The following is a 22,554-nucleotide window of genomic DNA, read 5'->3' on the forward strand; positions in this document are numbered from 1 at the left end:
TCTGCGCGGAAAGAGGCAGCTCAGCTCTCGTCCTCGATCCAGCCCATGGTCCGGTCGACGGCCTTGAGCCAGTTCTTGTACTCACGGTCGCGGGTCTCCGCGTCCATCTGGGGGGTCCACTCGGCGGCCCGGCGCCAGTTGGCGCGCAGCTCGTCGGTGCTGGACCAGAAGCCGACGGCGAGGCCGGCGGCGTAGGCGGCGCCGAGGCAGGTGGTCTCGGCGACCATCGGGCGCACCACGGGTGCGTCCAGGACGTCGGCGAGCGTCTGCATCAGCAGGTTGTTGGAGGTCATGCCGCCGTCGACCTTCAGGGCCACCAGCTCGTCGCCGGAGTCCTTCACCATGGCGTCGGCGATCTCCCGGGTCTGCCAGGCGGTGGCCTCCAGGACGGCGCGCGCGAGGTGCGCCTTGGTGACGTACCGGGTCAGACCGGCGATCACACCGCGGGCGTCGGAACGCCAGTGCGGGGCGAACAGGCCGGAGAAGGCCGGCACGAAGTAGGCGCCGCCGTTGTCCTCGACCGAGAGCGCGAGCGTCTCGATCTCGGCGGCGGTGGAGATCAGGCCCATCTGGTCGCGCATCCACTGCACCAGCGAACCGGTGACGGCGATCGAGCCCTCCAGGGCGTAGACCGTGGGCTGCTCGCCGATCTTGTAGCCGACGGTGGTCAGCAGACCGGCGTACGAGTTGATGATCTTGTCGCCGGTGTTCATCACCATGAAGGTGCCGGTGCCGTAGGTCGACTTGGTCTCGCCCTCGGAGAAACAGGTCTGGCCGAACAGGGCCGCCTGCTGGTCGCCGAGCGCGGAGGCGACCGGGATGCCGCCCAGCAGGTCGCCGAGCTTGCCGCCGGTGACCTCGCCGTAGACCTCGGCGGAGGAGCGGATCTCGGGCAGGATGTTCAGCGGCACACCGATCGACTCGGCGATCTTCTCGTCCCACTGCATCGTGTGCAGGTTCATGAGCATGGTGCGCGAGGCGTTGGTGACGTCGGTGACGTGCCGTCCGCCGTTGACACCGCCGGTCAGGTTCCAGATGACCCAGGTGTCCATGGTGCCGAAGAGGATGTCCCCGGCGGCGGCGCGCTCCTTGAGGCCCTCGACGTTGTCGAGCAGCCAGCGGGCCTTGGGGCCGGCGAAGTAGGAGGCCAGCGGCAGGCCGGTCTCGCGGCGGAAGCGGTCCTGGCCGACGTTGCGGCCGAGCTCCCGGCACAGGCCGTCGGTGCGGGTGTCCTGCCAGACGATGGCGTTGTGGACGGGCTCACCGGTGTTCTTGTCCCACAGCACGGTGGTCTCGCGCTGGTTGGTGATGCCGATGGCCTTGATGTCGTCGCGGGTGATGCCGGCCTTGGCGACGGCTCCGGCGACGACCTCCTGGACGTTGGTCCAGATCTCGTTGGCGTTGTGCTCGACCCAGCCCGGCTTCGGGAAGATCTGCTCGTGCTCCTTCTGGTCGACGGAGACGATACGGCCGTCCCGGTCGAAGATGATGCAGCGCGAGGAGGTGGTGCCCTGGTCGATCGCCGCGATGAAGGGGCCTGCGGTGTGGGCGTCGGTCACTGTGTGCTCCTGAAGGGTCCGTGGTTTGAGGGGCTGAACGTACGGCGCGTGCGCGAATTCCCTGTGGGGGGTTTCGTCAGAAGGCGACGTTGTAGATACCCGCCGCGATGGCGGCGCCGATCAGCGGGCCGACCACCGGGATCCAGGCGTAGCTCCAGTCGGAGCCGCCCTTGTTGGGCAGCGGCAGCAGGGCGTGCACGATGCGCGGGCCGAGGTCACGGGCCGGGTTGATCGCGTAGCCCGTCGGGCCGCCGAGGGACAGGCCGATGGCCACCACCACGAAGGCGGTGATCAGACCGCCGAGCGCGCCGAGGCCGTCGCCGTTGTTGTTCAGGCCCTGCGTGAGGACCGCGAGGATCAGCACGATGGTGCCGATGATCTCCGTGACGAGGTTCTGCACCACGTTCCGGATCTCCGGGCCGGTGGAGAAGATGCCGAGCACCGGGCCGGCGCCCTGCTCCTGGGCCTCGACCGCCTTGGCCGACGTGGCCTGGGCGCCAGGACCGCCGACGATCTCCTTGTCGGTGAGGTGCGCGTGGAACTGCCCGTAGTAGGCGAGCCACACGAGGACCGCACCGATCATGGCGCCGAGCAGCTGGCCGCCGAGGTAGTACGGAACGTTGCTCCAGTCGCTGTTCTTGATGGCCAGGGCGACGGTGACGGCCGGGTTCAGATGGGCGCCGGAGAGCGGCGCGGAGATGTAGACGGCCGTCATGACCGCGAAGCCCCACCCGAAGGCGATGGCGACCCAGCCGGCGTTACGGGCCTTGGAGGCCTTCAGCGTGACAGCGGCGCAGACGCCGCCGCCGAGCAGGATGAGTATGGCGGTACCGAGGGTCTCGCCGATGAAGATGTCGGAGCTGGACACCCGCGACTCCTTTGTCCTTCGTCCAGGGGGAAGCGAACCCCGGTCCCACCGGGGGTTCTGGTGCCCTCGGGGATGAGAGCGATGCCGGCCCTTGGCGTTGTCACACTCTAACGCGTATTACCGATAGGTGTTCGACAATGCCGACCGATGGACGGGAGTCTCGCTTCGGTGTTACGCGTGCGTCAAGAGTTCTCTTATCGAAAACCGGATCGTTATTGATCGTTGTCGGCTATCACTCTTCGCCACGCTATGTAGTTTTAGCCCCAGTTTGTCCACTTCAGGGTAGGCCGAGAGCCGGAACGCCGCCCGGCGTCCCGGTCATACCCACAACAGAGCGTGATCCCTCAGGGACCTTCAGAACCGCCCGGCGCCCAGGTCCCTGGAGACCGCACGGGCGCAGTCACGCACCGCGGCGATCAGCTCGGGCCGCAGCTCGCCGTCCCGGCACAGCCGCTCCACCGCACCCGTGATGCCGACGGCACCCACGGGCATCCGGCGCCGGTCGTGGACGGGCGCGGCGATCGACGCCACGCCCTCCCATGTCTCCTCCACGTCGGCCGCGTAGCCCCGCGCGCGCGTGAGGTCGAGGATCTGCTCGAACTCTGCCGCGTCGCACACCGTGCGGTCCGTGAACGCCTTGCGCTCGGTCTCCAGCGCCTCGCTGTGCGCCACCGGGTCGTACGCCGAGAGCACCTTGCCCAGCGCCGTGCAGTGCAGGGGCTGCATGGCCCCGATCTCCAGCACCTGCCGGCTGTCGTCGGGCCGGAAGACGTGGTGCACGATCAGCACGCCGTGCTGGTGCAGCACGCCCAGGTGCACGCTCTCCCCGCTGGAGCGGGCCAGATCGTCCGTCCACACCAGGGCACGCGCCCGCAGCTCGTGGACGTCCAGATAGGTGGTGCCCAGGCGCAGCAGCTCCGCGCCCAGCTGATAGCGGCCCGAGGCGTCGTCCTGCTCCACGAAGCCCTCCTGCTGGAGGGTGCGCAGAATGCCGTGCGCGGTGCCCTTGGCGAGGCCGAGCGAGGAGGCGATGTCCGACAGCCCGAGCCGTCGCTCGCCGCCCGCGAGCAGCCGCAGCATCGCGGCCGCGCGTTCGAGCGACTGGATGTTCCGTGCCATCGCCGTCCTGCCTCCGTCCCCTTCGACTGCCGAAACACATCTATGGGCGAAGCGCCGCCGACTTCCTGCGCTTCGCTACCACCGTTCGGCAATGTCGAACACTACCGGTCCATGTCGACCTCCCGCTAATGGTCGGTCGACACCTGTTACATCACATGTGGCGCCAGGGCCATCCGCGTCCGTCTCGTGGACGCCTGTGCCCATCCAAGCCCACTCCCGGTTAGTCTGGCGCCGTGCGGCCCTCCCGCCCGACGTGGGGGCACCGCATAGCCGACAGCCGTCGCACCTTCAGGGAGCCCTTACATGGCCTCGTTGCCAACGTCCCCTATCGCCGACAGCCGGACCCGTGCGTCCGCGCTCCGAGAGGCCCTCGCCACCCGCGTGGTGGTCGCCGACGGAGCCATGGGCACCATGCTCCAGGCCCAGGAACCGACCCTGGACGACTTCCAGCAGCTCGAGGGCTGCAACGAGATCCTCAATCTCACCCGTCCCGACATCGTCCGCTCGGTCCATGAGGCCTACTTCGCGGTCGGCGTCGACTGCGTCGAGACCAACACCTTCGGCGCCAACCACTCCGCCCTCGGCGAGTACGACATCTCCGGCCGCGTCCATGAACTCTCCGCGGCCGGCGCCCGCCTCGCCCGGGAGAGTGCCGACGCGTTCACGGCCCGCGACGGCCGCCCCCGCTGGGTCCTCGGCTCGATGGGCCCCGGCACCAAGCTGCCCACCCTCGGTCACATCGGCTACGCCACGATCCGCGACGGCTTCCAGGCGAACGCGGAGGGCCTGATCGAGGGCGGCGCGGACGCGCTGCTCGTGGAGACCACCCAGGACCTCCTCCAGACCAAGGCGTCGGTCATCGGCGCCCGCAGCGCCCTGGCCGCCCTCGGTGTGGACGTGCCGGTGCTGGTGTCGATGGCCTTCGAGACGACCGGCACGATGCTGCTGGGCTCCGAGATCGGCGCCGCGCTGACCGCGCTCGAACCGCTCGGCATCGACATGATCGGCCTCAACTGCTCGACCGGACCTGCCGAGATGACCGAACACCTGCGTCATCTGTCCCGGCACTCCCGCGTTCCGCTGCTCTGCATGCCCAACGCCGGCCTGCCGATCCTCACCAAGGACGGCGCCCACTTCCCCCTCGACCTCCGAGGGCCTGGCGGACGCGCAGGAGACGTTCGTCCGTGAGTACGGCCTCTCGCTGGTCGGTGGCTGCTGCGGTACGACCCCCGAGCACCTGCGCCAGGTCGTGGAGCGGGTGCGGGGTCTGACCCCGCCGGCGCGTGATCCGCGTCCCGAGCCGGGTGCGGCGTCGCTGTATCAGTCGGTGCCGTTCCGGCAGGACACCTCGTATCTGGCGATCGGTGAGCGGACGAACGCGAACGGGTCGAAGAAGTTCCGCGAGGCGATGCTGGAGGCCCGCTGGGACGACTGTGTGGAGATCGCCCGGGAACAGATCCGTGAGGGCGCGCACATGCTCGACCTGTGTGTGGACTACGTCGGCCGCGACGGCGTGGCGGACATGGCGGAGCTGGCCGGGCGCCTCGCGACGGCGTCGACGCTGCCGATCGTGCTGGACTCCACCGAGGTGAACGTCATCGAGGCGGGTCTGGAGCGGCTGGGCGGTCGTGCGGTGATCAACTCGGTGAACTACGAGGACGGCGACGGGCCCGAGTCCCGCTTCGCGAAGGTCACCGACCTCGCCCGCCGCCATGGTGCCGCGCTGATCGCGCTGACGATCGACGAGGAGGGCCAGGCCCGTACCGTCGAGAACAAGGTCGCGATCGCGGAGCGGCTGATCGAGGACCTGACCGGGAACTGGGGGATCCTGGAGTCGGACATCCTGATCGACACTTTGACGTTCACGATCTGCACGGGTCAGGAGGAGTCCCGCAAGGACGGTGTCGCGACGATCGAGGCGATCCGTGAGCTGAAGAAGCGGCATCCGGACGTGCAGACCACGCTGGGCCTGTCGAACATCTCCTTCGGTCTGAACCCGGCCGCACGCATCCTGCTCAACAGTGTCTTCCTGGACGAGTGCGTCAAGGCCGGTCTGGACTCGGCGATCGTGCACGCCTCGAAGATCCTCCCCATCGCGCGTTTCAGCGAAGAAGAGGTGCGAACGGCGCTCGACCTCATCTACGACCGCCGCGCCGAGGGCTATGACCCGCTCCAGAAGCTGATGCGGCTGTTCGAGGGGGCGACGGCGAAGTCGCTGAAGGCGGGCAAGGCCGAGGAGCTGGCGGCGCTGCCGCTGGAGGAGCGTCTCAAGCGGCGGATCATCGACGGTGAGCGCAACGGTCTGGAGGCCGACCTGGATGCCGCGCTCCGGGAGCGTCCCGCTCTGGACATCGTCAACGAGACGCTGCTGGACGGGATGAAGGTCGTCGGTGAGCTGTTCGGGTCGGGGCAGATGCAGTTGCCGTTCGTGCTCCAGTCCGCCGAGGTGATGAAGGCCGCGGTCGCTCATCTGGAGCCGCACATGGAGAAGTCGGACGCGGACGGCAAGGGCACCATCGTGCTGGCCACCGTGCGCGGTGACGTCCATGACATCGGCAAGAACCTGGTCGACATCATCCTGTCGAACAACGGCTACAACGTGGTCAACCTGGGCATCAAGCAGCCGGTCTCCGCGATCCTGGAGGCCGCCGAGGAACACCGCGCGGACGTGATCGGGATGTCCGGGCTGCTGGTGAAGTCCACGGTGATCATGAAGGAGAACCTCCAGGAGCTCAACCAGCGCGACCTGGCCGGCACCTACCCCGTCATCCTCGGCGGCGCCGCCCTCACCCGCGCCTACGTCGAACAGGACCTCCACGAGATCTACCAGGGCGAGGTCCGCTACGCCCGCGACGCCTTCGAGGGCCTGCGCCTCATGGACGCCCTGATCGGCGTCAAACGCGGCGTGCCCGGCGCGAAGCTCCCCGAACTCAAGCAACGCCGGGTCCCCAGGAGGGCGCCGGTCCTCATGGAACCGGAAGGCGAAGGACGCTCGGACGTCGCCTCGGACAACCCGGTACCGGCCCCGCCGTTCTGGGGCACCCGCGTCATCAAGGGCATCCAGCTCAAGGAATACGCCTCCTGGCTCGACGAGACCGCTCTCTTCAAGGGGCAGTGGGGACTGACGAACGACCTGGTCGAGACCGAGGGCCGGCCCAGGCTGCGCGGACTGCTGGACCGGCTCCAGAGGGAGAACCTGCTCGAAGCGGCCGTGGTCCACGGCTACTTCCCCTGCGTCTCCAAGGGGGACGATCTGATCGTCCTGGACGAGCACGGCGGGGAACTCACCCGCTTCACGTTCCCCCGGCAGAGCCGTGGCCGCCGGCTGTGCCTGGCCGACTTCTTCCGCCCGGAGGAGTCCGGCGAGCGGGATGTCGTCGGCTTCCAGGTCGTCACCGTCGGCTCCCGCATCGGCGAGGAGACGGCCAAGCTGTTCGAGGCCAACGCCTACCGCGACTACCTCGAACTCCACGGCCTGTCCGTCCAGTTGGCCGAAGCCCTCGCCGAGTACTGGCACGCACGCGTCCGCACCGAACTCGGCATCTCCGCTGCCGACCCGGCGTCCATGGCCGGCATGTTCCGTACCGAGTACCAGGGTTGCCGCTATTCGTTCGGCTATCCGGCCTGCCCCGACCTGGAGGACCGCGGCAAGATCGCGGCCCTGCTGGAGCCGGAGCGGATCGGTGTCCACCTCTCCGAGGAGTTCCAGCTGCACCCCGAGCAGTCCACGGACGCCCTCGTCGTCCACCACCCCGAGGCGGGCTATTTCAACGCGGGGCGGCGCTCATGATCACCTTCTCCTTCGAGTTCTTCCCGCCCAAGACCCCCGCGGGCGAGCGCACTCTGTGGCAGACGATCCGCCGGGTCGAGTCCCTGCGCCCGGACTTCGTCTCCGTCACCTATGGCGCGGGCGGCTCGTCCCGGGACCGTACGATCGAGGTCACCCGGCGCATCGCGGCCGAGACGACATTGCGCTCGGTCGCCCATCTCACCGCCGTGGGCCACTCGGTGGCCGAGCTGCGGCACATCATCGGCAGCTACGCGGCCGCCGGCATCCGCGACGTCCTCGCGCTGCGCGGAGATCCCCCGGGCGACCCCAGGGGCCCCTGGGTGCCGCACCCGGACGGCTTCACCCACGCCGTCCAACTGGTCGAACTGGTCCGCTCACTGGGTGACTTCCGCATCGGTGTCGCGGCCTTCACGGAACGGCACCCGCGCTCGCCCGACTGGGACAGCGAGATCCGGCACTTCGTGGCCAAGTGCAAGGCGGGCGCGGACTACGCCATCACGCAGATGTTCTTCCACGCGGACGACTATCTGCGGCTGCGCGACCGAGCGGCGGCGGCCGGCTGCGACATCCCGATCATCCCGGAGATCATGCCCGCCACCGACGTACGCCAGATCCGGCGGTTCGCCGAACTGAGCGGAGCCGCCTTCCCCGAGGACCTCGCCCACCGCCTGGAAGCGGCCCGCGACGACCCCGCCGCCGCCCACCGCATCGGCGTCGACCACGCCACCGCCATGGCCGACCGGCTCCTCACCGAAGGAGCGCCCGGTCTGCACTACATCACCCTCAACCGTTCGACGGCGGCCCTGGACATCCACCGGGCCCTCCACGTTTCAAGGAGCACAAGTGTCCGCTGAACCCACCGACTTCAAGGTCGCCGATCTCTCGCTGGCCGAGTTCGGCCGCAAGGAGATCACCCTCGCCGAGCATGAGATGCCCGGTCTGATGGCGATCCGCAAGGAGTACGCCGAGAGCCAGCCGCTGGCCGGCGCCCGCGTCACCGGCTCTCTGCACATGACCGTGCAGACTGCCGTGCTGATCGAGACCCTGGTGGCCCTCGGCGCCCGGGTCCGTTGGGCGTCCTGCAACATCTTCTCCACCCAGGACCACGCGGCCGCCGCCATCGCCGTCGGCCCGAACGGCACGCCGGACAACCCCCAGGGCGTCCCGGTCTTCGCCTGGAAGGGCGAGACCCTGGACGAGTACTGGTGGTGCACCGAGCAGGCGCTGACCTGGCCGGACAGCCCCACCGGCGGTCCGAACATGATCCTGGACGACGGTGGCGACGCCACCCTCCTCGTCCACCAGGGCGTCGCCCACCAGAAGACCGGCCAGCTCCCGCCCGCTGACAACGACGAACTCGCCGTCGTCCGAGCCCTGCTCGAACGCAGCACCCTCGACTGGACCGCCCTGGCCGCCGACATCAGAGGTGTGACCGAGGAGACCACGACGGGTGTGCACCGTCTGTACGAGATGCAGCGCGACGGTGAACTCCTCTTCCCGGCGATCAACGTGAACGACGCGGTGACGAAGTCGAAGTTCGACAACAAGTACGGCTGCCGTCATTCCCTGGTGGACGGCATCAACCGTGCCACCGACGTGCTGATCGGTGGCAAGACGGCCGTCGTGTGTGGTTACGGCGATGTGGGCAAGGGCTGTGCGGAGTCGTTGCGTGGTCAGGGTGCGCGGGTGATCGTGACGGAGATCGACCCGATCTGCGCGTTGCAGGCGGCGATGGACGGTTACCAGGTCACGACGCTGGACGAGGTCGTGGACAAGGCCGACATCTTCGTGACCACGACGGGTAACAAGGACATCATCATGGCCTCGGACATGGCCAGGATGAAGCATCAGGCGATCGTGGGGAACATCGGTCATTTCGACAACGAGATCGACATGGCGGGTCTGGCGAGGATTCCGGGGATCGTCAAGGACGAGGTGAAGCCGCAGGTCCACACGTGGACGTTCGCGGACGGCAAGGTGATCATCGTGCTGTCCGAGGGGCGCCTGTTGAACCTGGGCAATGCGACGGGGCATCCGTCGTTCGTGATGTCGAACTCGTTCGCGGACCAGACGCTGGCCCAGATCGAGCTGTTCACCAAGCCCGATGAGTACCCGACCGGTGTGTATGTGCTGCCCAAGCACCTGGACGAGAAGGTCGCCCGTCTCCACCTGGACTCCCTCGGTGTGAAGCTGACGACGCTGCGCCCGGAGCAGGCGGCGTACATCGGTGTCGAGGTCGAGGGCCCGTACAAGCCGGACCACTACCGCTACTGACCCATGAGTCTCGCGACCCGGACGACAGTGACCGCGGGCCCCCTCGCGTATCCCGCGCGGGGTTCCGCCGGTGACTGCAATGCGCACCTGAGCCGGCAGGTGGAGCGCGGCGCACGGCACCTGCTGATCTGCGCCGACCGGCCCACGGGCCTGGGCATGGACAGCGACGACCCGGCCGTGCGCGGTTCCGTGGGCCGCTGCGGTGGGGCGGTCGACTCGATCGACGACATGCGCGTCCTGCTGCGCGGCCTGCCGCTGGACGAGATCACCGCGACGCTCCTCGCCGAGCCGCCCGGCGCGGCGTTGCTGGTGGTCCTGTGGGCCCTGGTGGCGCAGGAGCGGGGCGTCGGCGGGCGGTGCCGCGTCGAGGTCCTGCTCCGTCCGTCACCGGGGCCGGCGACGGACGGGTACGACGCCCCGTCGATGTCGCTGCTGACCGCGGTCTGTGCTCCGGCCGGCATTCCGGTGCGCGCGGCATCACCCGGCGAACTCCGGCAAGGGGGGCAATTCCCTCGAACGGGGTGGGACATGGAGTCGTACGGGCCGGCCCTGTCCCCCTTGGGGGTGATCGAGGTCGCCCAGGCCGAGCGTCTGGCCAAGCTGCGGGCCTGGCGCTGCGAGGACCGGCTCGACGCGGCCCTCGCCGCGCTGCGCGACGCGGCGGGGCGCCCCGCGGACATGTGGCTCCGGGCCGCGCTGGGCGACGCTTTGGCCGCGGGTGCCACCCTCGCGGAGGTGTCCGGCGTCCTTGACGCGGCCCGGCGGGCGGCCCGTGTCCGTACATGAGGAGGCGCGAACCCGGCGGGTGCTTCTCGGGTTTGTCACGGAGTGCCGCCCGGCGTGGCCGTGAGCGGGTCCTGCGGCTAGCGTGTGGGTCAACACGGCACGGGAAAGATCCTCCTCAAGTACCACGATCGATCCTTTGCCAATCCATTACGCTTGAGCCAAGGCTGCGCGAGGCAGCCATGGAGGAGTGAGATGAGGAGCAGCAACCCGGTCTTCTCGCGACGGGGCTTCAGCCGCGACAACGGCTACGCCGGCTTCAACGCCGCACCGCAGGCCGGGTACGCAGGCGGCAACCCGTACGCGCAGAACCCCTACGCGCAAGGTGGCCAGAACCCGTACGCGCAGCAGGGCGGTTACGGACAGCCCGGCGCCCAGTACGGCGCCCCGCCGCAGGCCCCGGCCACCACCGGCCGGATGACGATGGACGACGTCGTCGTCCGCTCGGCCCTGACGCTCGGCACGGTCGCCCTGGGCGCCGTCCTGGCCTGGGCCCTGCTGCCGGTCTCGCCCACGAGCTACGGCCTGGCCGTCGGTTCCGCGCTGATCGCGTTCGTCCTGGCGATGGTGCAGAACTTCAAGCGCACCCCGGTGCCCGCGCTGATCCTCGGATACGCGGCCTTCGAGGGCGTCTTCCTCGGCGTCATCAGCGAGATGTACAACAGCCGCTGGCAGGGCGCCCCCTTCCAGGCGGTGCTCGGCACCATGGCCGTCACCGGCGCCACCCTCCTTGTCTACAAGGCCGGCTGGATCCGCGTCACCGCGCGCTACGCCCGCATCGGCATGGCCATCGCGATGGCCTTCGTGGGCGTCATGGTGGTCAATCTGCTGCTGGTCGTGTTCGGCGTCGCCGAGGACGGCGGCCTGCGCAGCTTCGGCCCGCTCGGCGCGGTCGTCGGCATCATCGCGATCCTGCTCGGCGCGTTCTTCCTGACCCTCGACTTCAAGCAGATCCAGGACGGCATCGCCTACGGCGCGCCGCGCAACGAGTCCTGGCTCGCCGCGTTCGGTCTCACCGTCACCCTGGTGTGGATCTACCTGGAGATGCTGCGCCTGGTGGCGATCTTCACCAACAACGACTAGCGCGCGTACGGCACGCAGTTCAGGCAAGGGCCCCGGGCTTCCCGTCCGGGGCCCTTCGCCGTCCGGGGGCGGTGTCTCAGAGCAGCTTGCGGGCCGCCCTGCGCAGGTCGTACTCGTGCACGATGGCCTTGGCGTGGCCGTACGCCAGGTCGTACTCGTGCCTCAGCCAGGTGACCTTCTCCTCGAAGCGGAACAGGGCGGGGCCTTCTTCGACGGTCCGCAGCCAGTCGGAGACCTCACGACCGGTGCAGTGCGGGATGCGGGCGAGCATGTTGCGATGGGTCTCCTCGGAGAAGACTTGGGACATCGGCACCTCCGGGCGCAAAGGGGATGTGGGCCGGTCCTTCACGTCACCGTGCCCGAGGGTTCGCCTCTTGGCAACAGTGCGGCGCGTTACGCTCGGCGCGTGGTTGATACGACACCCCTGACCCAAGCAGTGGATCACTTCGCCGACCGGCTGCGGGCCGCGCCGCAGAGCAGGCTTCAGCGCAGCGCCGCCGGGGCCGCGCTGGAACTGGCCCGGGAGTTGGCCCGCCGGGCACAGGCGGTGGAGGAGCCGGGCACCGAGCCGCGGGAGATGCCGGACGCCGGGATGTTCGCGGTGGCCGATCAGATCGTGGTGGCCGCACACGACTTGGCGCTGGTGCTGAAGAACGACGAAGAGGTCGGCGAGGCGGTGCGGCTGGTCGAGGAGGCGCGGGGGCGGGCGGGGGTCTGAGCGCGCCGCCCGGGTTTCGAAAGGGATCGGGGACCAAGGCGCCGTGAGCCGGCGCCGCCGTCCCGCTACAGGGACGCGATGACGCGGTCCGCCAGGATGTAGATCATGTCCTCGCCGCAGGCGAAGGTGAGCGTGTAGGCGCCGGAGACACCCGAACCGCCCAGCAGATAGGGGGCCTCGCCCGCCGCCACGGCCCCCGCGAGGCGCTCGGCCGTCTCCCGGTGACCCGGCGTCATGCACAGCGTGGTGCCGTCGGCGAAGACATAGACGTCCAGGGTGCCCAGCGGACCGGGGCGCACATCGGCCAGCTCTACGCGCTCGTCGGCCAGATGCTCCAGCGTGGTGGCCGTGCGCTCCTGGTCGCCCGCGGCCGACTGGGCCGGGACGAAGTCCGGGTGGGAGGGATGCCGGCGGCGGGCCGCGGCCAGCTCCGGGGACTCCCCGGCGAACTCGTCGGTGTCGGCGGCGGACTCCGCCACCGGCTCCAGACCCGCGAAGTCGGACTGCCGCGGCAGGAAGGGCTCATGGTCGGGCAGGCCCAGCACCGAGGGCGCGTCGGAGGCGTCCCGGGCCTCCTGCGCGGCCCAGAAGGCACGTGCCTCGGCGAGTTCCCGCTCCCGCTCCTCGGCGAGCGCCTCGGCCACGGCCGCCCGTATCCGCTCGGTGTCGGCGTGGGTGCGGGCGTGCGGCAGCAGTGCCTGCGTCGCCGCGGACTGGTTCTCCGCGAGCTGTGCCTGAAGCTCCGTGAGCTGACGGCGCAGCTTCAGCACGGTGCGCAGGACGGCGACGCCCACGGCGCCCGTGGCGGCCGTGGTGAGCAGCAGGGCGATCGGCATGGCGCTCACTGACGTACTCCCAGGTTCAAAAGTCGACCCCCGACTTCCTACATCAGCTTGAAGGGCGGACTACCCAGCTGTCAGTGCGTAACGTCACGAAACGGACAGTTCTTTGGTCTCGCGATCACCTTCGGCGGTCTGCCGTCCGGTGCTGACCTGCGCCGATACCCGGGGCGGGGGAGATAGGTCACATCCTGGGGGAGATTGGATCACAGAAAGGCCCAGAACCCGGTGGTTTTGCGGGTTCTGGGCCGATCCCTGACGTAAAGTGCCCGATTCGCTACGGACGGTTGGTCAGCCGGTGCGGGCGGGCCGGGTCAGCTGAGGCGCTCGATGACCATCGCCATGCCCTGGCCGCCGCCGACGCACATCGTCTCCAGGCCGAACTGCTTGTCGTGCCACTGGAGGGAGTTGATCAGGGTGCCGGTGATCCGGGCGCCGGTCATGCCGAAGGGGTGGCCGACGGCGATCGCGCCGCCGTTGACGTTCACCTTGTCGAGGTCGAAGCCCAGCTCGCGGTAGGAGGGGATCACCTGGGCGGCGAAGGCCTCGTTGATCTCGACCAGGTCGATGTCGTCCGAGGTCAGACCGGCCCGGCGCAGCGCCTGCTTGCTGGCCTCGACCGGGCCGAGGCCCATGATCTCGGGGGAGAGGGCGGAGACGCCGGTGGAGACGATGCGGGCGAGCGGGGTCAGGCCCAGCTCGCGGGCCTTGGTGTCGCTCATGACGACCAGGGCGGCGGCGCCGTCGTTGAGCGGGCAGCAGTTGCCGGCGGTGACCAGGCCGTCGGGGCGGAAGACCGGCTTCAGGCCGGAGACGCCCTCCAGGGTGACGCCGGCGCGCGGGCCGTCGTCCTTGCTGACCACGGTGCCGTCGGGCAGCGTGACCGGGGTGATCTCGCGCTCCCAGAAGCCCGCCGCGATGGCCTGCTCGGCGAGGTTCTGCGAGCGGACGCCGAACTCGTCCATCTCCTGGCGGGTGATGCCCTTCCAGCGGGCCAGGTTCTCGGCGGTCTGGCCCATCGCGATGTACGCGTCCGGGACAAGACCGTCCTCGCGCGGGTCGTGCCAGCTGGTGCCCTCCTGCCGCGCGACGGCCTCGGTACGGGCCTCGGCCTCGGCGAAGAACGGGTTGCGGGTGTCCGGGAAGCTGTCGGAGCTGCCCTTGGCGAAGCGCGAGACCGTCTCGACACCGGCCGAGATGAAGACGTCGCCCTCGCCGGCCTTGATGGCGTGCAGGGCCATCCGGGAGGTCTGGAGCGAGGAGGAGCAGTAGCGGGTGATGGTGCAGCCGGGCAGGTGGTCCATGCCCATCTGCACGGCGACGATCCGGCCGAGGTTGTTGCCCTGCTCGCCGCCGGGCAGACCGCAGCCGAGCATCAGGTCGTCGATGTCCGTCGGGTCCAGCTCGGGCACCTTGGCGAGCGCGGCCTGGATGATCGTGGCGGCGAGGTCGTCGGCGCGCAGATCCTTGAGCGACCCCTTGCCGGCGCGGCCGATGGGGGAGCGGGCGGTCGAGACGATCACGGCTTCGGGCATCGGGGCTCCAGATGAACGGGGTGTTGTGCAGGGCCGGTCTGGAAGTTACCCGGCCGTAGTTGACAGGTCATCGGTGTGGGGGTGTGACTCTGACCGCAGTTTCTAAGCGCTTGCTTTGGCTGCTCGGTGTCTTCGGCGGACGGGACGGGTGCCGGTCGGTGGGCCGGACGGGTGCCATGGGTCGGCGGGGGCGGGCGCCGGGCGGCTCCGAGTGGGCTCCGGACCTGCGCCGGGCGGGCGCCGGCGTGTGAGGCCCAGGGTACGGCGCACTCGCCCGGCCGGTGCCCGCCGTCAGGAGGACGGCGTCGCCGCCTCCGGCTCCGGGACGCGGCGGCGATGGCGCCGCTTGAGCAGAGCCCAGGGGCCGCGCGGCCCGGTCGGCATCGCGGCCGTGACCTCCGTACCGGCCTCCGCCGCGGCCTCGGCCGCCGCCCGGGCCACCGGCAGGAAGCCCTCGCGACGCAGGAGATCCGGCCGCTCCTCCTCCGCCGGCCACAGGCCCAGCGCCGCGCACACCGTGGGCAGCACGGCCATCGCGGCCGTGGCGTAGCCCTCGGCCGAGGGGTGGTAGTTGTCCGGGCCGAACAGCTCCCGGGGATTGGCCGCGAACTCCGGGCCCAGCAGATCGCCCAGCGAGACCGTGCGCCCGCCCTGCTCCACCACCCCGATCGTCTGCGCCGCCGCCAGCTGCCGCGAGGCCCGCCGCGCCAGCCAGCGCAGCGGCTGCTGCACCGGCTCGATCGTGCCGAGGTCGGGACAGGTGCCGACCACCACCTCCGCGCCGGCCGTGCGCAGCCGCCGTACGGCCGCCGACAGATGCCGTACCGAACGCGTCGGCGGCATCCGGTGCGTCACATCGTTCGCGCCGATCATGATCACGCAGATGTCCGGCGCGGGCGGCCCGGCCGACAGCACCAGCGCGACCTGGCGGTCCAGATCGTCGGACTGCGCCCCGGTCTGCGCCACGTTCCGCAGCTCCACGGGGCGTTCCGCGACCGCCGCGAGCCCGGAGGCCAGCAGCGCGCCCGGCGTCTGCCCCGACCGGTGCACGCCCTGCCCCGCGGCCGTGGAGTCGCCGAGCATCACCAGGCGCAGGGGCGGCTCACCGGGTACGTCGTACACCCGGCCGTACGTCCCCTCCGCGCCCGGTACCCGCTCGCCGGTGCCGTTGCCCACATGGCGCCGGGCCAGCCGCATCTCCGCGAGCAGCAGTCCGACCGCGGCCGCTCCGACCAGTCCGGCCCCGCCCCCGCCGTACGCCGCCCCGGCCGCGATCCGCCGGGCCACCCGCGCCCTCGACATGTTCGTCATGCGTCGCCGCCACCTCCTCGTAGCCGTACACCCACTCCTTGCCCCGTACAGGGCGTGCGCCAATCTCGACGGGGAGTGAACGACCGCCCGAGCCGCGCCTTGGGCCTTAGGCTGACGGCACCACTACGACCACTTTTTTGCAGCGACCGGAGACAACGGTGCGATTCCACGACTCGATGATCAGCCTCGTCGGCGACACCCCGCTGGTGAAGCTCAACAACGTGACCAAGGGCATCCAGGCGACCGTCCTGGCCAAGGTGGAGTACTTCAACCCGGGCGGTTCCGTGAAGGACCGCATCGCCCTGCGCATGATCGAGGCCGCCGAGGAGAGCGGGGAGCTCAAGCCCGGCGGCACCATCGTGGAGCCCACCAGCGGCAACACCGGTGTGGGGCTGGCGATCGTGGCCCAGCAGAAGGGCTACAAGTGCATTTTCGTATGCCCTGACAAGGTGAGCACGGACAAGATCAACGTGCTGCGTGCCTACGGCGCCGAGGTCGTCGTCTGCCCGACCGCCGTGGACCCTGAGCACCCGGACTCGTACTACAACGTCTCCGACCGCCTGGTGCGTGAGACCCCCGGCGCCTGGAAGCCCGACCAGTACTCCAACCCGAACAACCCGCTGTCGCACTACCACTCCACCGGCCCGGAGCTGTGGGACCAGACCGAGGGCAAGATCACCCACTTCGTGGCGGGCGTCGGCACCGGCGGCACCATCTCCGGCACCGGCCGCTATCTGAAGGACGCCAGTGACGGCAAGGTCCAGGTCATCGGCGCCGACCCGGAGGGCTCCGTCTACTCGGGCGGCTCCGGGCGCCCGTACCTGATCGAGGGCGTCGGCGAGGACTTCTGGCCGACCGCCTACGACCGCACCGTCGCCGACGAGATCGTGGCCGTGTCCGACAAGGACGCCTTCCAGATGACCCGCCGCCTCGCCAAGGAGGAGGGCCTGCTGGTGGGCGGCTCCTGCGGCATGGCCGTGGTCGCCGCGCTGCGCGTCGCCGAGCGGCTCGGCCCGGACGACGTCGTCGTGGTGCTGCTCCCGGACAGCGGCCGCGGCTACCTCTCGAAGATCTTCAACGACGAGTGGATGGCCGACTACGGCTTCCTGGAGGACGAGGGCCCGAGCGCCCGCGTCGCCGACGTCCTCAAGGACAAGGCGGGCGCGACCATCCCCTCCCTGGTGCACATGCACCCGGAGGAGACCGTCGGCCAGGCCATCGAGGTGCTGCGCGAGTACGGCGTCTCGCAGATGCCCGTGGTCAAGCCGGGCGCGGGTCACCCGGACGTGATGGCCGCGGAGGTCGTCGGCTCGGTCGTGGAGCGCGAGCTGCTCGACGCGCTGTTCTCCCAGCGGGCGTCCCTGTCGGACCCGCTGGAGAAGCACATGTCCGCTCCGCTGCCGCAGGTCGGCTCCGGTGAGCCGGTCGGCGACCTGATGCAGGTGCTCGGCACGGCGGACGCGGCGATCGTCCTCGTCGAGGGCAAGCCCAAGGGCGTCGTCAGCCGCCAGGACCTGCTGTCCTTCCTGGCCAAGGGCGGCACCAAGTAGTCCGACCGACACGGGCCCCTTCCCGGGTGGGAGGGGGCCCGTTCCGGTATCCGGGGTACACCGGTTCCGATCACATGCCCGAGTCGTCCTCGACCTGGAGCCCATTCGTCCACGCCTGGGCCGAGGCGAGGTCGGGTGCGGTGCCCACCACCTGGTACGCGAAGCCGTCCCACGTCTCCAGGACCCGCGGCTCGTCGGGCCGGAGGTGCCCGGCGCCGCCGTGCACCGGCCGGTGACGGCTGTACTGGTCCAAAGGCGGGCGGCGCCGCTTGTTGTACGCGGCGAGCGGGTCGTCGGCGTTCACACGCGGGACGGCGCGGGACGGCTGGTTGGGGGGCCCGGGTCGGCGGTGCTTGCCCATGGCCTCGATGCTCTCAGGCCGCGACCCCGCACGTCTGGATTCCGCCGGAGACCACGGGGACGGGCCCCTTCCACGACCAGGTGGGAGGGGGCCCGTGCCTGTGCGCGATGTACGAGTCCCTCTTCAGCCGAACATCTTCATCTCGATCTCGACGCGCGCGATCTGCACCCCGGTCTCCTGACGGAGCCGCCGCGCGGCCCACGTCACGGCGTCCTCCAGGCATGGCGCTGCCACCGTGCAATGGAAGGACACGCCGTTCGGGTCCTGCTCCCATCCGATCTCGCCGCTGGCGAGCACATCCGAGTTGCAGAACCGGTCGGACTGCTCAGCCGACGGCCGCACCTCGGGGTACAGGGTGAACCACCACTCACGCACAACCGCTGTGCTTACGTGTGAACTCGTCAATGCGCCTCGCCTCCATGCCCGCGCTCCTCTAACGGGCGGGGGCCCCTTCGGATACGCCGTCTCGCAGGGACAGCACGCCGCCGCCCGGCCGTGTACGGGAACGGGCCCCTCCAACTCGTTCGGAGGGGCCCGTTCCTGCGTGCGGCGTGTCAGGCGCGCTGGTCCGAGGCGAACTGGACGAACGCGGACCAGGAGTTGGCGCGGAAGGTGAGGGTGCCGGCGTCGTGGTCCTTGGTGTCGCGTACGGGGACGGTGCCGGGGATGTTGGTGGCGACCTCGATGCACTGGCCGCCGTTGTTGCTGTACGAGGACGTGAACCAGCGGGGGAAGTCCGTCACAGGGTGTCCTTCTGGGAGGCGAACTGGACGAACGCGGACCAGGGGTCCGTGCTGAAGGTGAGGGTTCCGGCGTCGCGGTCCTTGGTGTCGCGTACGGGCACGATGCCGGGGACGTTGGCGGCGACCTCCACGCAGGCGCCGCCGTTGCTGCTGTACGAGGACGTGAACCACTGCGGGTTGTCGGTCGTCACGAGGTGGCCTTTCGAGAGGCGAACTGGACGAACGCGGACCAGGAGTCGGTACGGAAGGTGAGGATTCCGGCGTCGTGGTCCTTGGTATCGCGGACGGGGACGGTGCCGGGGATGTTGGTGGCGACCTCGACGCAGTTGCCGCCGTTGCTGCTGTGCGAGGACGTGCACCAGCGCGGGTTGTCGGTCGTCACGAGGTGGCCTTTCGAGAGGCGAACTGGACGAAGGCGGACCAGGAGTTGGCGCGGAAGGTGAGGGTGCCGGCGTCGTGGTCCTTGGTGTCGCGGACGGGGACGGTGCCGGGGATGTTGGTGGCGACCTCGACGCAGTTGCCGCCGTTGTTGCTGTAGGAGGACGTGTGCCAGCGGGGGAAGTCCGTCACAGGGTGTCCTTCTGGGTGGCGAGCTGGACGAAGGCGGACCAGGAGTTGGTGCTGAAGGTGAGGGTGCCGGCGTCGCGGTCCTTGGTGTCGCGTACGGGCACGGTGCCGGGGACGTTGGTGGCGACTTCCACGCAGTCGCCGCCGTTGTTGCTGTAGGAGGAGGTGAACCAGCGGGGGGAGTCGGTCGTCACGGGGTGCCCTTTCGTACCTCATGGATCATGGCCACCGATGCCGCCTGGGGCAGAGCTTCGGCCTGCAACTGATGGTAGGCCGACAACAGGGGCAGTACGGCTGCCGTATCGCGTTCCACATGCCCTCGCATCTGGGATTCCGCGTACGCGACGACTGACAGGTCCGACATCGTCAGCAAGTTCATGGGAAAGTCGAACGTGCGGCGCTCCCCTATGCCGTATGGGGCGATCTGGAGGACGGTGTTCGGCAGTTCGGCGAACTGAGTCAGCCGATCAAGCTGGGCGTTCATGACTTTGGGGCCGCCGATCGGTCTGCGAACGCAGCTCTCATCCATCACCACCAGCATCATGGGCAGGCGGGGCCGCTCCAGGGCGGCTTGCCGCTCCGCCAGGAACGCGACGCGCTCATCTGCCTGTTCGCGCGTGATGGCGCCTCGTCGCGCTGCGCTGTCTGCCAGCACCCGGGCGTACTCCGGTGTCTGTAGCAACCCAGGGATGATCCCGATCTGAAACAGCCGGATCTCCGCGGCCCGCCCCTCGTACTTGATGTACTCCGGGAAGCCCTCCAGCAGGTTGCCGTGCTTGATCTCGCGGTACTCGCGTTCGAACGACTCCGCCGTGTCCGCGATGCCGAACGCCCTGTCAGCACTACGCGAAAAGCGAAGGGTTGGAGGCTTCCGACCAGTTTCGATGGCCGAGATATGCACGCTGGAATATTCCGTGAGGGTGGCCAGATCCTCCTGGGTCCAGCCGCGTGTCTCGCGCTTGCTGCGCATACGCGCCCCGAAGGCCGCCTGAGGCGAGGCGTCGGGGTTCAACTCCTTGCGGTTCAAGAGTCGTTCGACGTCCTTCCGTTCCAGCCTGACCAGTTGAAGGGGTTTCCACTGTAGGTCACTCTGAAGGCGCTCGGTAGCGACTCCGCTACACAGAGGAGTGGTTGAGAAAGGCTGGGCGATGCACCCCCACACCAGCACGGCCATCGAGGTCGCGGAGATCACCAACTCTCTGGCTGCGGTTTTGAACGACGCGGCCATCAAACTCCCCCAGTTCCACGCGAGGTTGGCTCCGAACGAGGGCCGGGATTTCGTCATTCGACTGGGTGACTGCAACGTACGGCAGGGACGTGCCCTGCTCTACCTGCTGCTCGACGGACTGCTCCTGCGGCAGCGGTACCCCTCCGAGTTGCCGACGGGCGCTCCGGTGAGATCCGCGGAGTGCGGGCTGAGCCCGGACGACATGCTGGCCAGACTGAAGTGCGCCTTCAGCCAGGCCGGTTGGCTGGTCGATGTGGACGTCGTCCAGACGGCCTGGGGGCCCCGCCTCGCGTTCCGCAACGGCCTGCGGCTGGACCACGTGGAGGAGCTGATTCTGACGGTCGAGGCCGGCGTCAGGGCCAGGGTGATCAAGGTTTGATGACCCTCGCCGTGTACCGGGTGGACCGTCAGGGGAACCGGCACGTGGTGCGGAAGGCGCACGAGGTGACTCCCCTCAAGTGGCCCGAGTTCTCCAGCGCCTGGCCGCCGTGCCGATGTCTGAGGCACCGCAACAGCAACCGCCCATGAGGGCCCGGCCTTTGACACGAGGCTTCTGCCTCCTGTGCCGCCACACCAAGTACGTCCTCTGGATCGGTCCGGTCGAGCACGACGGACAGCGCGCGCCGGCCTACGCCTGCGAGGACTGCTGCGCGTTCGTACGGACCTACATCCACCAGTGCAACCAGCGGTGGGACCAGCGTCCCGCCACCTGACCGACCTTCACCGCAACCGCGCCCGGGAGCCCACGATGTTCCGATGCAAGGCCACGACCGCCCTGGACGACGCCGTCCTCGCCCTCGCGATGCAGATTCCGTCCCCGCGAGCGGACATCGACTGGGCGGCGTCCCGCTCGCTGCGGTGCCTGCTCGAAGACGTTCCGCACGACCACCACGCGGCGTTCCTCCGCACCGGCGCGAGCGCGGCCCCGGACTCCGACGTCTTCGTGTGCTGGCGCGACGGGGCGTCCGAGCAGTGGTTCGAGGACATCGAGTGCTGCATGAACAGGCCGACCCCGCTGGCCCCGGGCTGCACCCTCTTCAAGAACCACCCCGGCCGGTGCGACTGGCAGTACGCCGACCCCGAGGACAAGGCCATCCAGGAGGCCGCCGAGCGCCTCACCCTGTGAGGCGGCCACAGATGCCGATGCTGACGCCGCCTTCATGCCCCGCCTGCCCGGACTCGCAGCCGCTGTGGAAGGACGTCACCCGGATCACCGAGCCCATGCCGGACAACTGGTTCTGGTACTGCGCGAACTGCGAACGGTTCTGGCGCCCCAGCGCGGAACACAAGGAGGTGTTCACCCATGGGCCACCAGGAGGACCGAGCGGTCCCGTGCAGCGCGACCCCCGGGTGTCCCGGGACTAAGAGCACGGTGTACCTCTACGACGACCACGGGAACTGCGTCTCCCAGCAGTCCTTCGCGTGCGGCGTCTGCGGCAGGCAGTAGCCCCCCGCCCACCTCGCCCACGAGTCCGTGACCTCGGCGAACTCACGGTGACCAGGGGCGTTCGAATCGCCGCGCAAGTGGTACGAGGGTGTCACGTGTACGCAGCACCGTCTTAACACGCGTCCGGCAGATTAGGGGTTGTCGGCGTCACGGACCTCCGGAGCGGCTCCCGGACCTCCATGGACGCCAAGGATGCGCGGCCCGGCCCTGACCCGGCCCGCATCCCCCGCGGGGACCGCCGTCGTCCCGCCCCCCGGCAACGGGGGTGCGGCGGTCCCCGCGCAAATCTCTCCCGTGGCCCGGGACCTCAGTCGTCACCGCCGGAGCGGCGCCGTCCCGACAGCAGTTCGGGGTGCTGGCGTATCGCCTGGGTCGCGTTGACCCCGACGATCCCGATCCAGGTGGCCACCATTCCGGCGAGTCCGGCGAGGGCGCCGGCGATCGCGGACAGCGGGACGGCGAGGACCAGGGTGAGCAGGGCGAAGCCGTACCGCTCGCCCCAGGAGTCCACCGGATTCCGGCGCCCGGCCGCACCGCGCGCCGCCGCCATCTGCTGTTCGGCCACCTGCCGCCGCACCCGCCGGTCCACCGCGCCGTCGAGCCGCTGCTCGACCTTCTCCAGGAAGGATTCGACCAGGGCGGAGTCATAGTCGTCCCCCAGGTCCCGGCGGGCCCGGACGGTCGCGTCGAGGTCCTTCCGCAGCTCGGCGTCGCCCTTGAGTCCGACGTCCTGCGGGTCACGTGCGCTCATGCCCTCACCCTAGAAAACGCCGGGCCCC

General features: G+C 69.6%; 26 protein-coding genes and 1 pseudogene. 11 read left to right on the forward strand and 16 right to left on the reverse strand.

The genetic code is table 11. From position 1 onward, the window contains the following. Positions 1-20: 20 nt before the first annotated feature. The 3 genes from glpK to CCN72_RS01485 form a co-directional block, all read right to left on the reverse strand. Positions 21-1,559, reverse strand: coding sequence for a glycerol kinase GlpK (gene glpK / locus CCN72_RS01475; protein WP_086805983.1), 1,539 nt, complete (start codon positions 1,557-1,559; stop codon positions 21-23). Between the two features lie 76 nt (positions 1,560-1,635). Then, entirely contained in the window at positions 1,636-2,427 is a 792-nt protein-coding gene (locus CCN72_RS01480; RefSeq protein ID WP_037661973.1) for an MIP/aquaporin family protein, read from the reverse strand. A 354-nt stretch (positions 2,428-2,781) separates the two neighbouring features. Beyond that, the gene (locus CCN72_RS01485; protein WP_086805984.1) at positions 2,782-3,546 is read right to left on the reverse strand and encodes an IclR family transcriptional regulator; all 765 of its coding nucleotides are present in this window, start codon (positions 3,544-3,546) and stop codon (positions 2,782-2,784) included. 303 nt (positions 3,547-3,849) lie between these two features. Between CCN72_RS01485 and metH the strand changes: the two are divergent. The 5 genes and pseudogenes from metH to CCN72_RS01510 all read left to right on the forward strand — a co-directional run bounded on the left by metH (position 3,850) and on the right by CCN72_RS01510 (position 11,476). Further along, positions 3,850-7,336 (forward strand): annotated as a pseudogene (gene metH / locus CCN72_RS01490) (methionine synthase). Further along, entirely contained in the window at positions 7,333-8,190 is an 858-nt protein-coding gene (gene metF / locus CCN72_RS01495; RefSeq protein ID WP_086805985.1) for a methylenetetrahydrofolate reductase [NAD(P)H], read from the forward strand. The pseudogene metH and the gene metF overlap by 4 nt, the downstream one beginning before the upstream one ends. Further along, positions 8,180-9,610: an adenosylhomocysteinase gene (gene ahcY, locus CCN72_RS01500; RefSeq protein ID WP_086805986.1), complete on the forward strand. Its 1,431-nt coding sequence runs from the start codon at positions 8,180-8,182 to the stop codon at positions 9,608-9,610. The genes metF and ahcY overlap by 11 nt, the downstream gene beginning before the upstream one ends. Before the next feature lie 3 nt (positions 9,611-9,613). Further along, entirely contained in the window at positions 9,614-10,396 is a 783-nt protein-coding gene (locus tag CCN72_RS01505) for a methylmalonyl-CoA mutase family protein (protein WP_086805987.1), read from the forward strand. A gap of 192 nt (positions 10,397-10,588) precedes the next feature. Beyond that, entirely contained in the window at positions 10,589-11,476 is an 888-nt protein-coding gene (locus CCN72_RS01510; protein WP_086805988.1) for a Bax inhibitor-1/YccA family protein, read from the forward strand. Positions 11,477-11,552: 76 nt separating this feature from the next. Here the strand turns inward: CCN72_RS01510 and CCN72_RS01515 are convergent, their stop codons facing one another. After that, positions 11,553-11,783 (reverse strand): DUF4287 domain-containing protein, encoded by a 231-nt coding sequence (locus CCN72_RS01515; RefSeq protein WP_037653570.1) that lies wholly within the window; start codon positions 11,781-11,783, stop codon positions 11,553-11,555. A 99-nt stretch (positions 11,784-11,882) separates the two neighbouring features. Here CCN72_RS01515 and CCN72_RS40185 point away from each other — a divergent pair, with 99 nt between their 5' ends. After that, positions 11,883-12,194, forward strand: a complete 312-nt coding sequence (locus CCN72_RS40185; protein ID WP_232987413.1) for a hypothetical protein — start codon at positions 11,883-11,885, stop codon at positions 12,192-12,194. 65 nt (positions 12,195-12,259) lie between these two features. On the opposite strand, the gene CCN72_RS01525 is transcribed toward CCN72_RS40185, so the two are convergent. The 3 genes from CCN72_RS01525 to CCN72_RS01535 form a co-directional block, all read right to left on the reverse strand. After that, complete coding sequence (locus CCN72_RS01525) at positions 12,260-13,039, reverse strand: hypothetical protein (protein ID WP_086805989.1); 780 nt, start codon at positions 13,037-13,039, stop codon at positions 12,260-12,262. A 308-nt stretch (positions 13,040-13,347) separates the two neighbouring features. Next, a complete protein-coding gene (locus CCN72_RS01530) occupies positions 13,348-14,568 on the reverse strand; it encodes an acetyl-CoA C-acetyltransferase (protein WP_085565085.1) in 1,221 nt (406 codons plus the stop codon). 291 nt (positions 14,569-14,859) lie between these two features. After that, positions 14,860-15,879: an SGNH/GDSL hydrolase family protein gene (locus CCN72_RS01535; protein WP_208637889.1), complete on the reverse strand. Its 1,020-nt coding sequence runs from the start codon at positions 15,877-15,879 to the stop codon at positions 14,860-14,862. A 158-nt stretch (positions 15,880-16,037) separates the two neighbouring features. Between CCN72_RS01535 and CCN72_RS01540 the strand changes: the two genes are divergently transcribed. Further along, complete coding sequence (locus CCN72_RS01540; protein ID WP_086805990.1) at positions 16,038-17,429, forward strand: cystathionine beta-synthase; 1,392 nt, start codon at positions 16,038-16,040, stop codon at positions 17,427-17,429. Between the two features lie 70 nt (positions 17,430-17,499). On the opposite strand, the gene CCN72_RS01545 is transcribed toward CCN72_RS01540, so the two are convergent. The 8 genes from CCN72_RS01545 to CCN72_RS01580 all read right to left on the reverse strand — a co-directional run bounded on the left by CCN72_RS01545 (position 17,500) and on the right by CCN72_RS01580 (position 20,127). Beyond that, positions 17,500-17,790 (reverse strand): DUF6087 family protein, encoded by a 291-nt coding sequence (locus CCN72_RS01545; protein WP_086805991.1) that lies wholly within the window; start codon positions 17,788-17,790, stop codon positions 17,500-17,502. Positions 17,791-17,913: 123 nt separating this feature from the next. Then, on the reverse strand, positions 17,914-18,165 hold the full coding sequence (locus tag CCN72_RS01550) for a hypothetical protein (RefSeq protein WP_086805992.1): 252 nt from the start codon (positions 18,163-18,165) through the stop codon (positions 17,914-17,916). A 179-nt stretch (positions 18,166-18,344) separates the two neighbouring features. Continuing rightward, complete coding sequence (locus CCN72_RS01555; protein ID WP_086805993.1) at positions 18,345-18,533, reverse strand: DUF397 domain-containing protein; 189 nt, start codon at positions 18,531-18,533, stop codon at positions 18,345-18,347. Further along, a complete protein-coding gene (locus CCN72_RS01560) occupies positions 18,530-18,724 on the reverse strand; it encodes a DUF397 domain-containing protein (protein ID WP_086805994.1) in 195 nt (64 codons plus the stop codon). Before CCN72_RS01560 ends, CCN72_RS01555 begins: the two co-directional genes overlap by 4 nt. Further along, complete coding sequence (locus CCN72_RS01565; protein WP_086805995.1) at positions 18,721-18,915, reverse strand: DUF397 domain-containing protein; 195 nt, start codon at positions 18,913-18,915, stop codon at positions 18,721-18,723. The genes CCN72_RS01560 and CCN72_RS01565 overlap by 4 nt, the downstream gene beginning before the upstream one ends. After that, positions 18,912-19,103, reverse strand: a complete 192-nt coding sequence (locus tag CCN72_RS01570; protein WP_086805996.1) for a DUF397 domain-containing protein — start codon at positions 19,101-19,103, stop codon at positions 18,912-18,914. Before CCN72_RS01570 ends, CCN72_RS01565 begins: the two co-directional genes overlap by 4 nt. Continuing rightward, a complete protein-coding gene (locus CCN72_RS01575) occupies positions 19,100-19,294 on the reverse strand; it encodes a DUF397 domain-containing protein (protein ID WP_086805997.1) in 195 nt (64 codons plus the stop codon). The genes CCN72_RS01570 and CCN72_RS01575 overlap by 4 nt, the downstream gene beginning before the upstream one ends. Continuing rightward, on the reverse strand, positions 19,291-20,127 hold the full coding sequence (locus CCN72_RS01580) for a helix-turn-helix domain-containing protein (protein WP_086805998.1): 837 nt from the start codon (positions 20,125-20,127) through the stop codon (positions 19,291-19,293). The genes CCN72_RS01575 and CCN72_RS01580 overlap by 4 nt, the downstream gene beginning before the upstream one ends. Positions 20,128-20,248: 121 nt before the next feature. Here CCN72_RS01580 and CCN72_RS01585 point away from each other — a divergent pair, with 121 nt between their 5' ends. The 4 genes from CCN72_RS01585 (at position 20,249) to CCN72_RS37830 (ending at position 21,693) form a co-directional block, all read left to right on the forward strand. Next, positions 20,249-20,707, forward strand: coding sequence for a hypothetical protein (locus CCN72_RS01585; RefSeq protein ID WP_086805999.1), 459 nt, complete (start codon positions 20,249-20,251; stop codon positions 20,705-20,707). 160 nt (positions 20,708-20,867) lie between these two features. Beyond that, the gene (locus tag CCN72_RS38825) at positions 20,868-21,041 is read left to right on the forward strand and encodes a hypothetical protein (protein WP_158101310.1); all 174 of its coding nucleotides are present in this window, start codon (positions 20,868-20,870) and stop codon (positions 21,039-21,041) included. Between the two features lie 35 nt (positions 21,042-21,076). Further along, positions 21,077-21,454: a hypothetical protein gene (locus CCN72_RS01590; RefSeq protein ID WP_086806000.1), complete on the forward strand. Its 378-nt coding sequence runs from the start codon at positions 21,077-21,079 to the stop codon at positions 21,452-21,454. An 11-nt stretch (positions 21,455-21,465) separates the two neighbouring features. Beyond that, positions 21,466-21,693 (forward strand): hypothetical protein, encoded by a 228-nt coding sequence (locus CCN72_RS37830; protein ID WP_107430044.1) that lies wholly within the window; start codon positions 21,466-21,468, stop codon positions 21,691-21,693. 389 nt (positions 21,694-22,082) lie between these two features. On the opposite strand, the gene CCN72_RS01600 is transcribed toward CCN72_RS37830, so the two are convergent. Beyond that, entirely contained in the window at positions 22,083-22,526 is a 444-nt protein-coding gene (locus CCN72_RS01600; protein WP_085565083.1) for a hypothetical protein, read from the reverse strand. Positions 22,527-22,554: the final 28 nt, after the last annotated feature.

Origin of the sequence: Streptomyces murinus (assembly GCF_002154555.1) — a bacterium.
Classification (GTDB): domain Bacteria; phylum Actinomycetota; class Actinomycetes; order Streptomycetales; family Streptomycetaceae; genus Streptomyces; species Streptomyces murinus.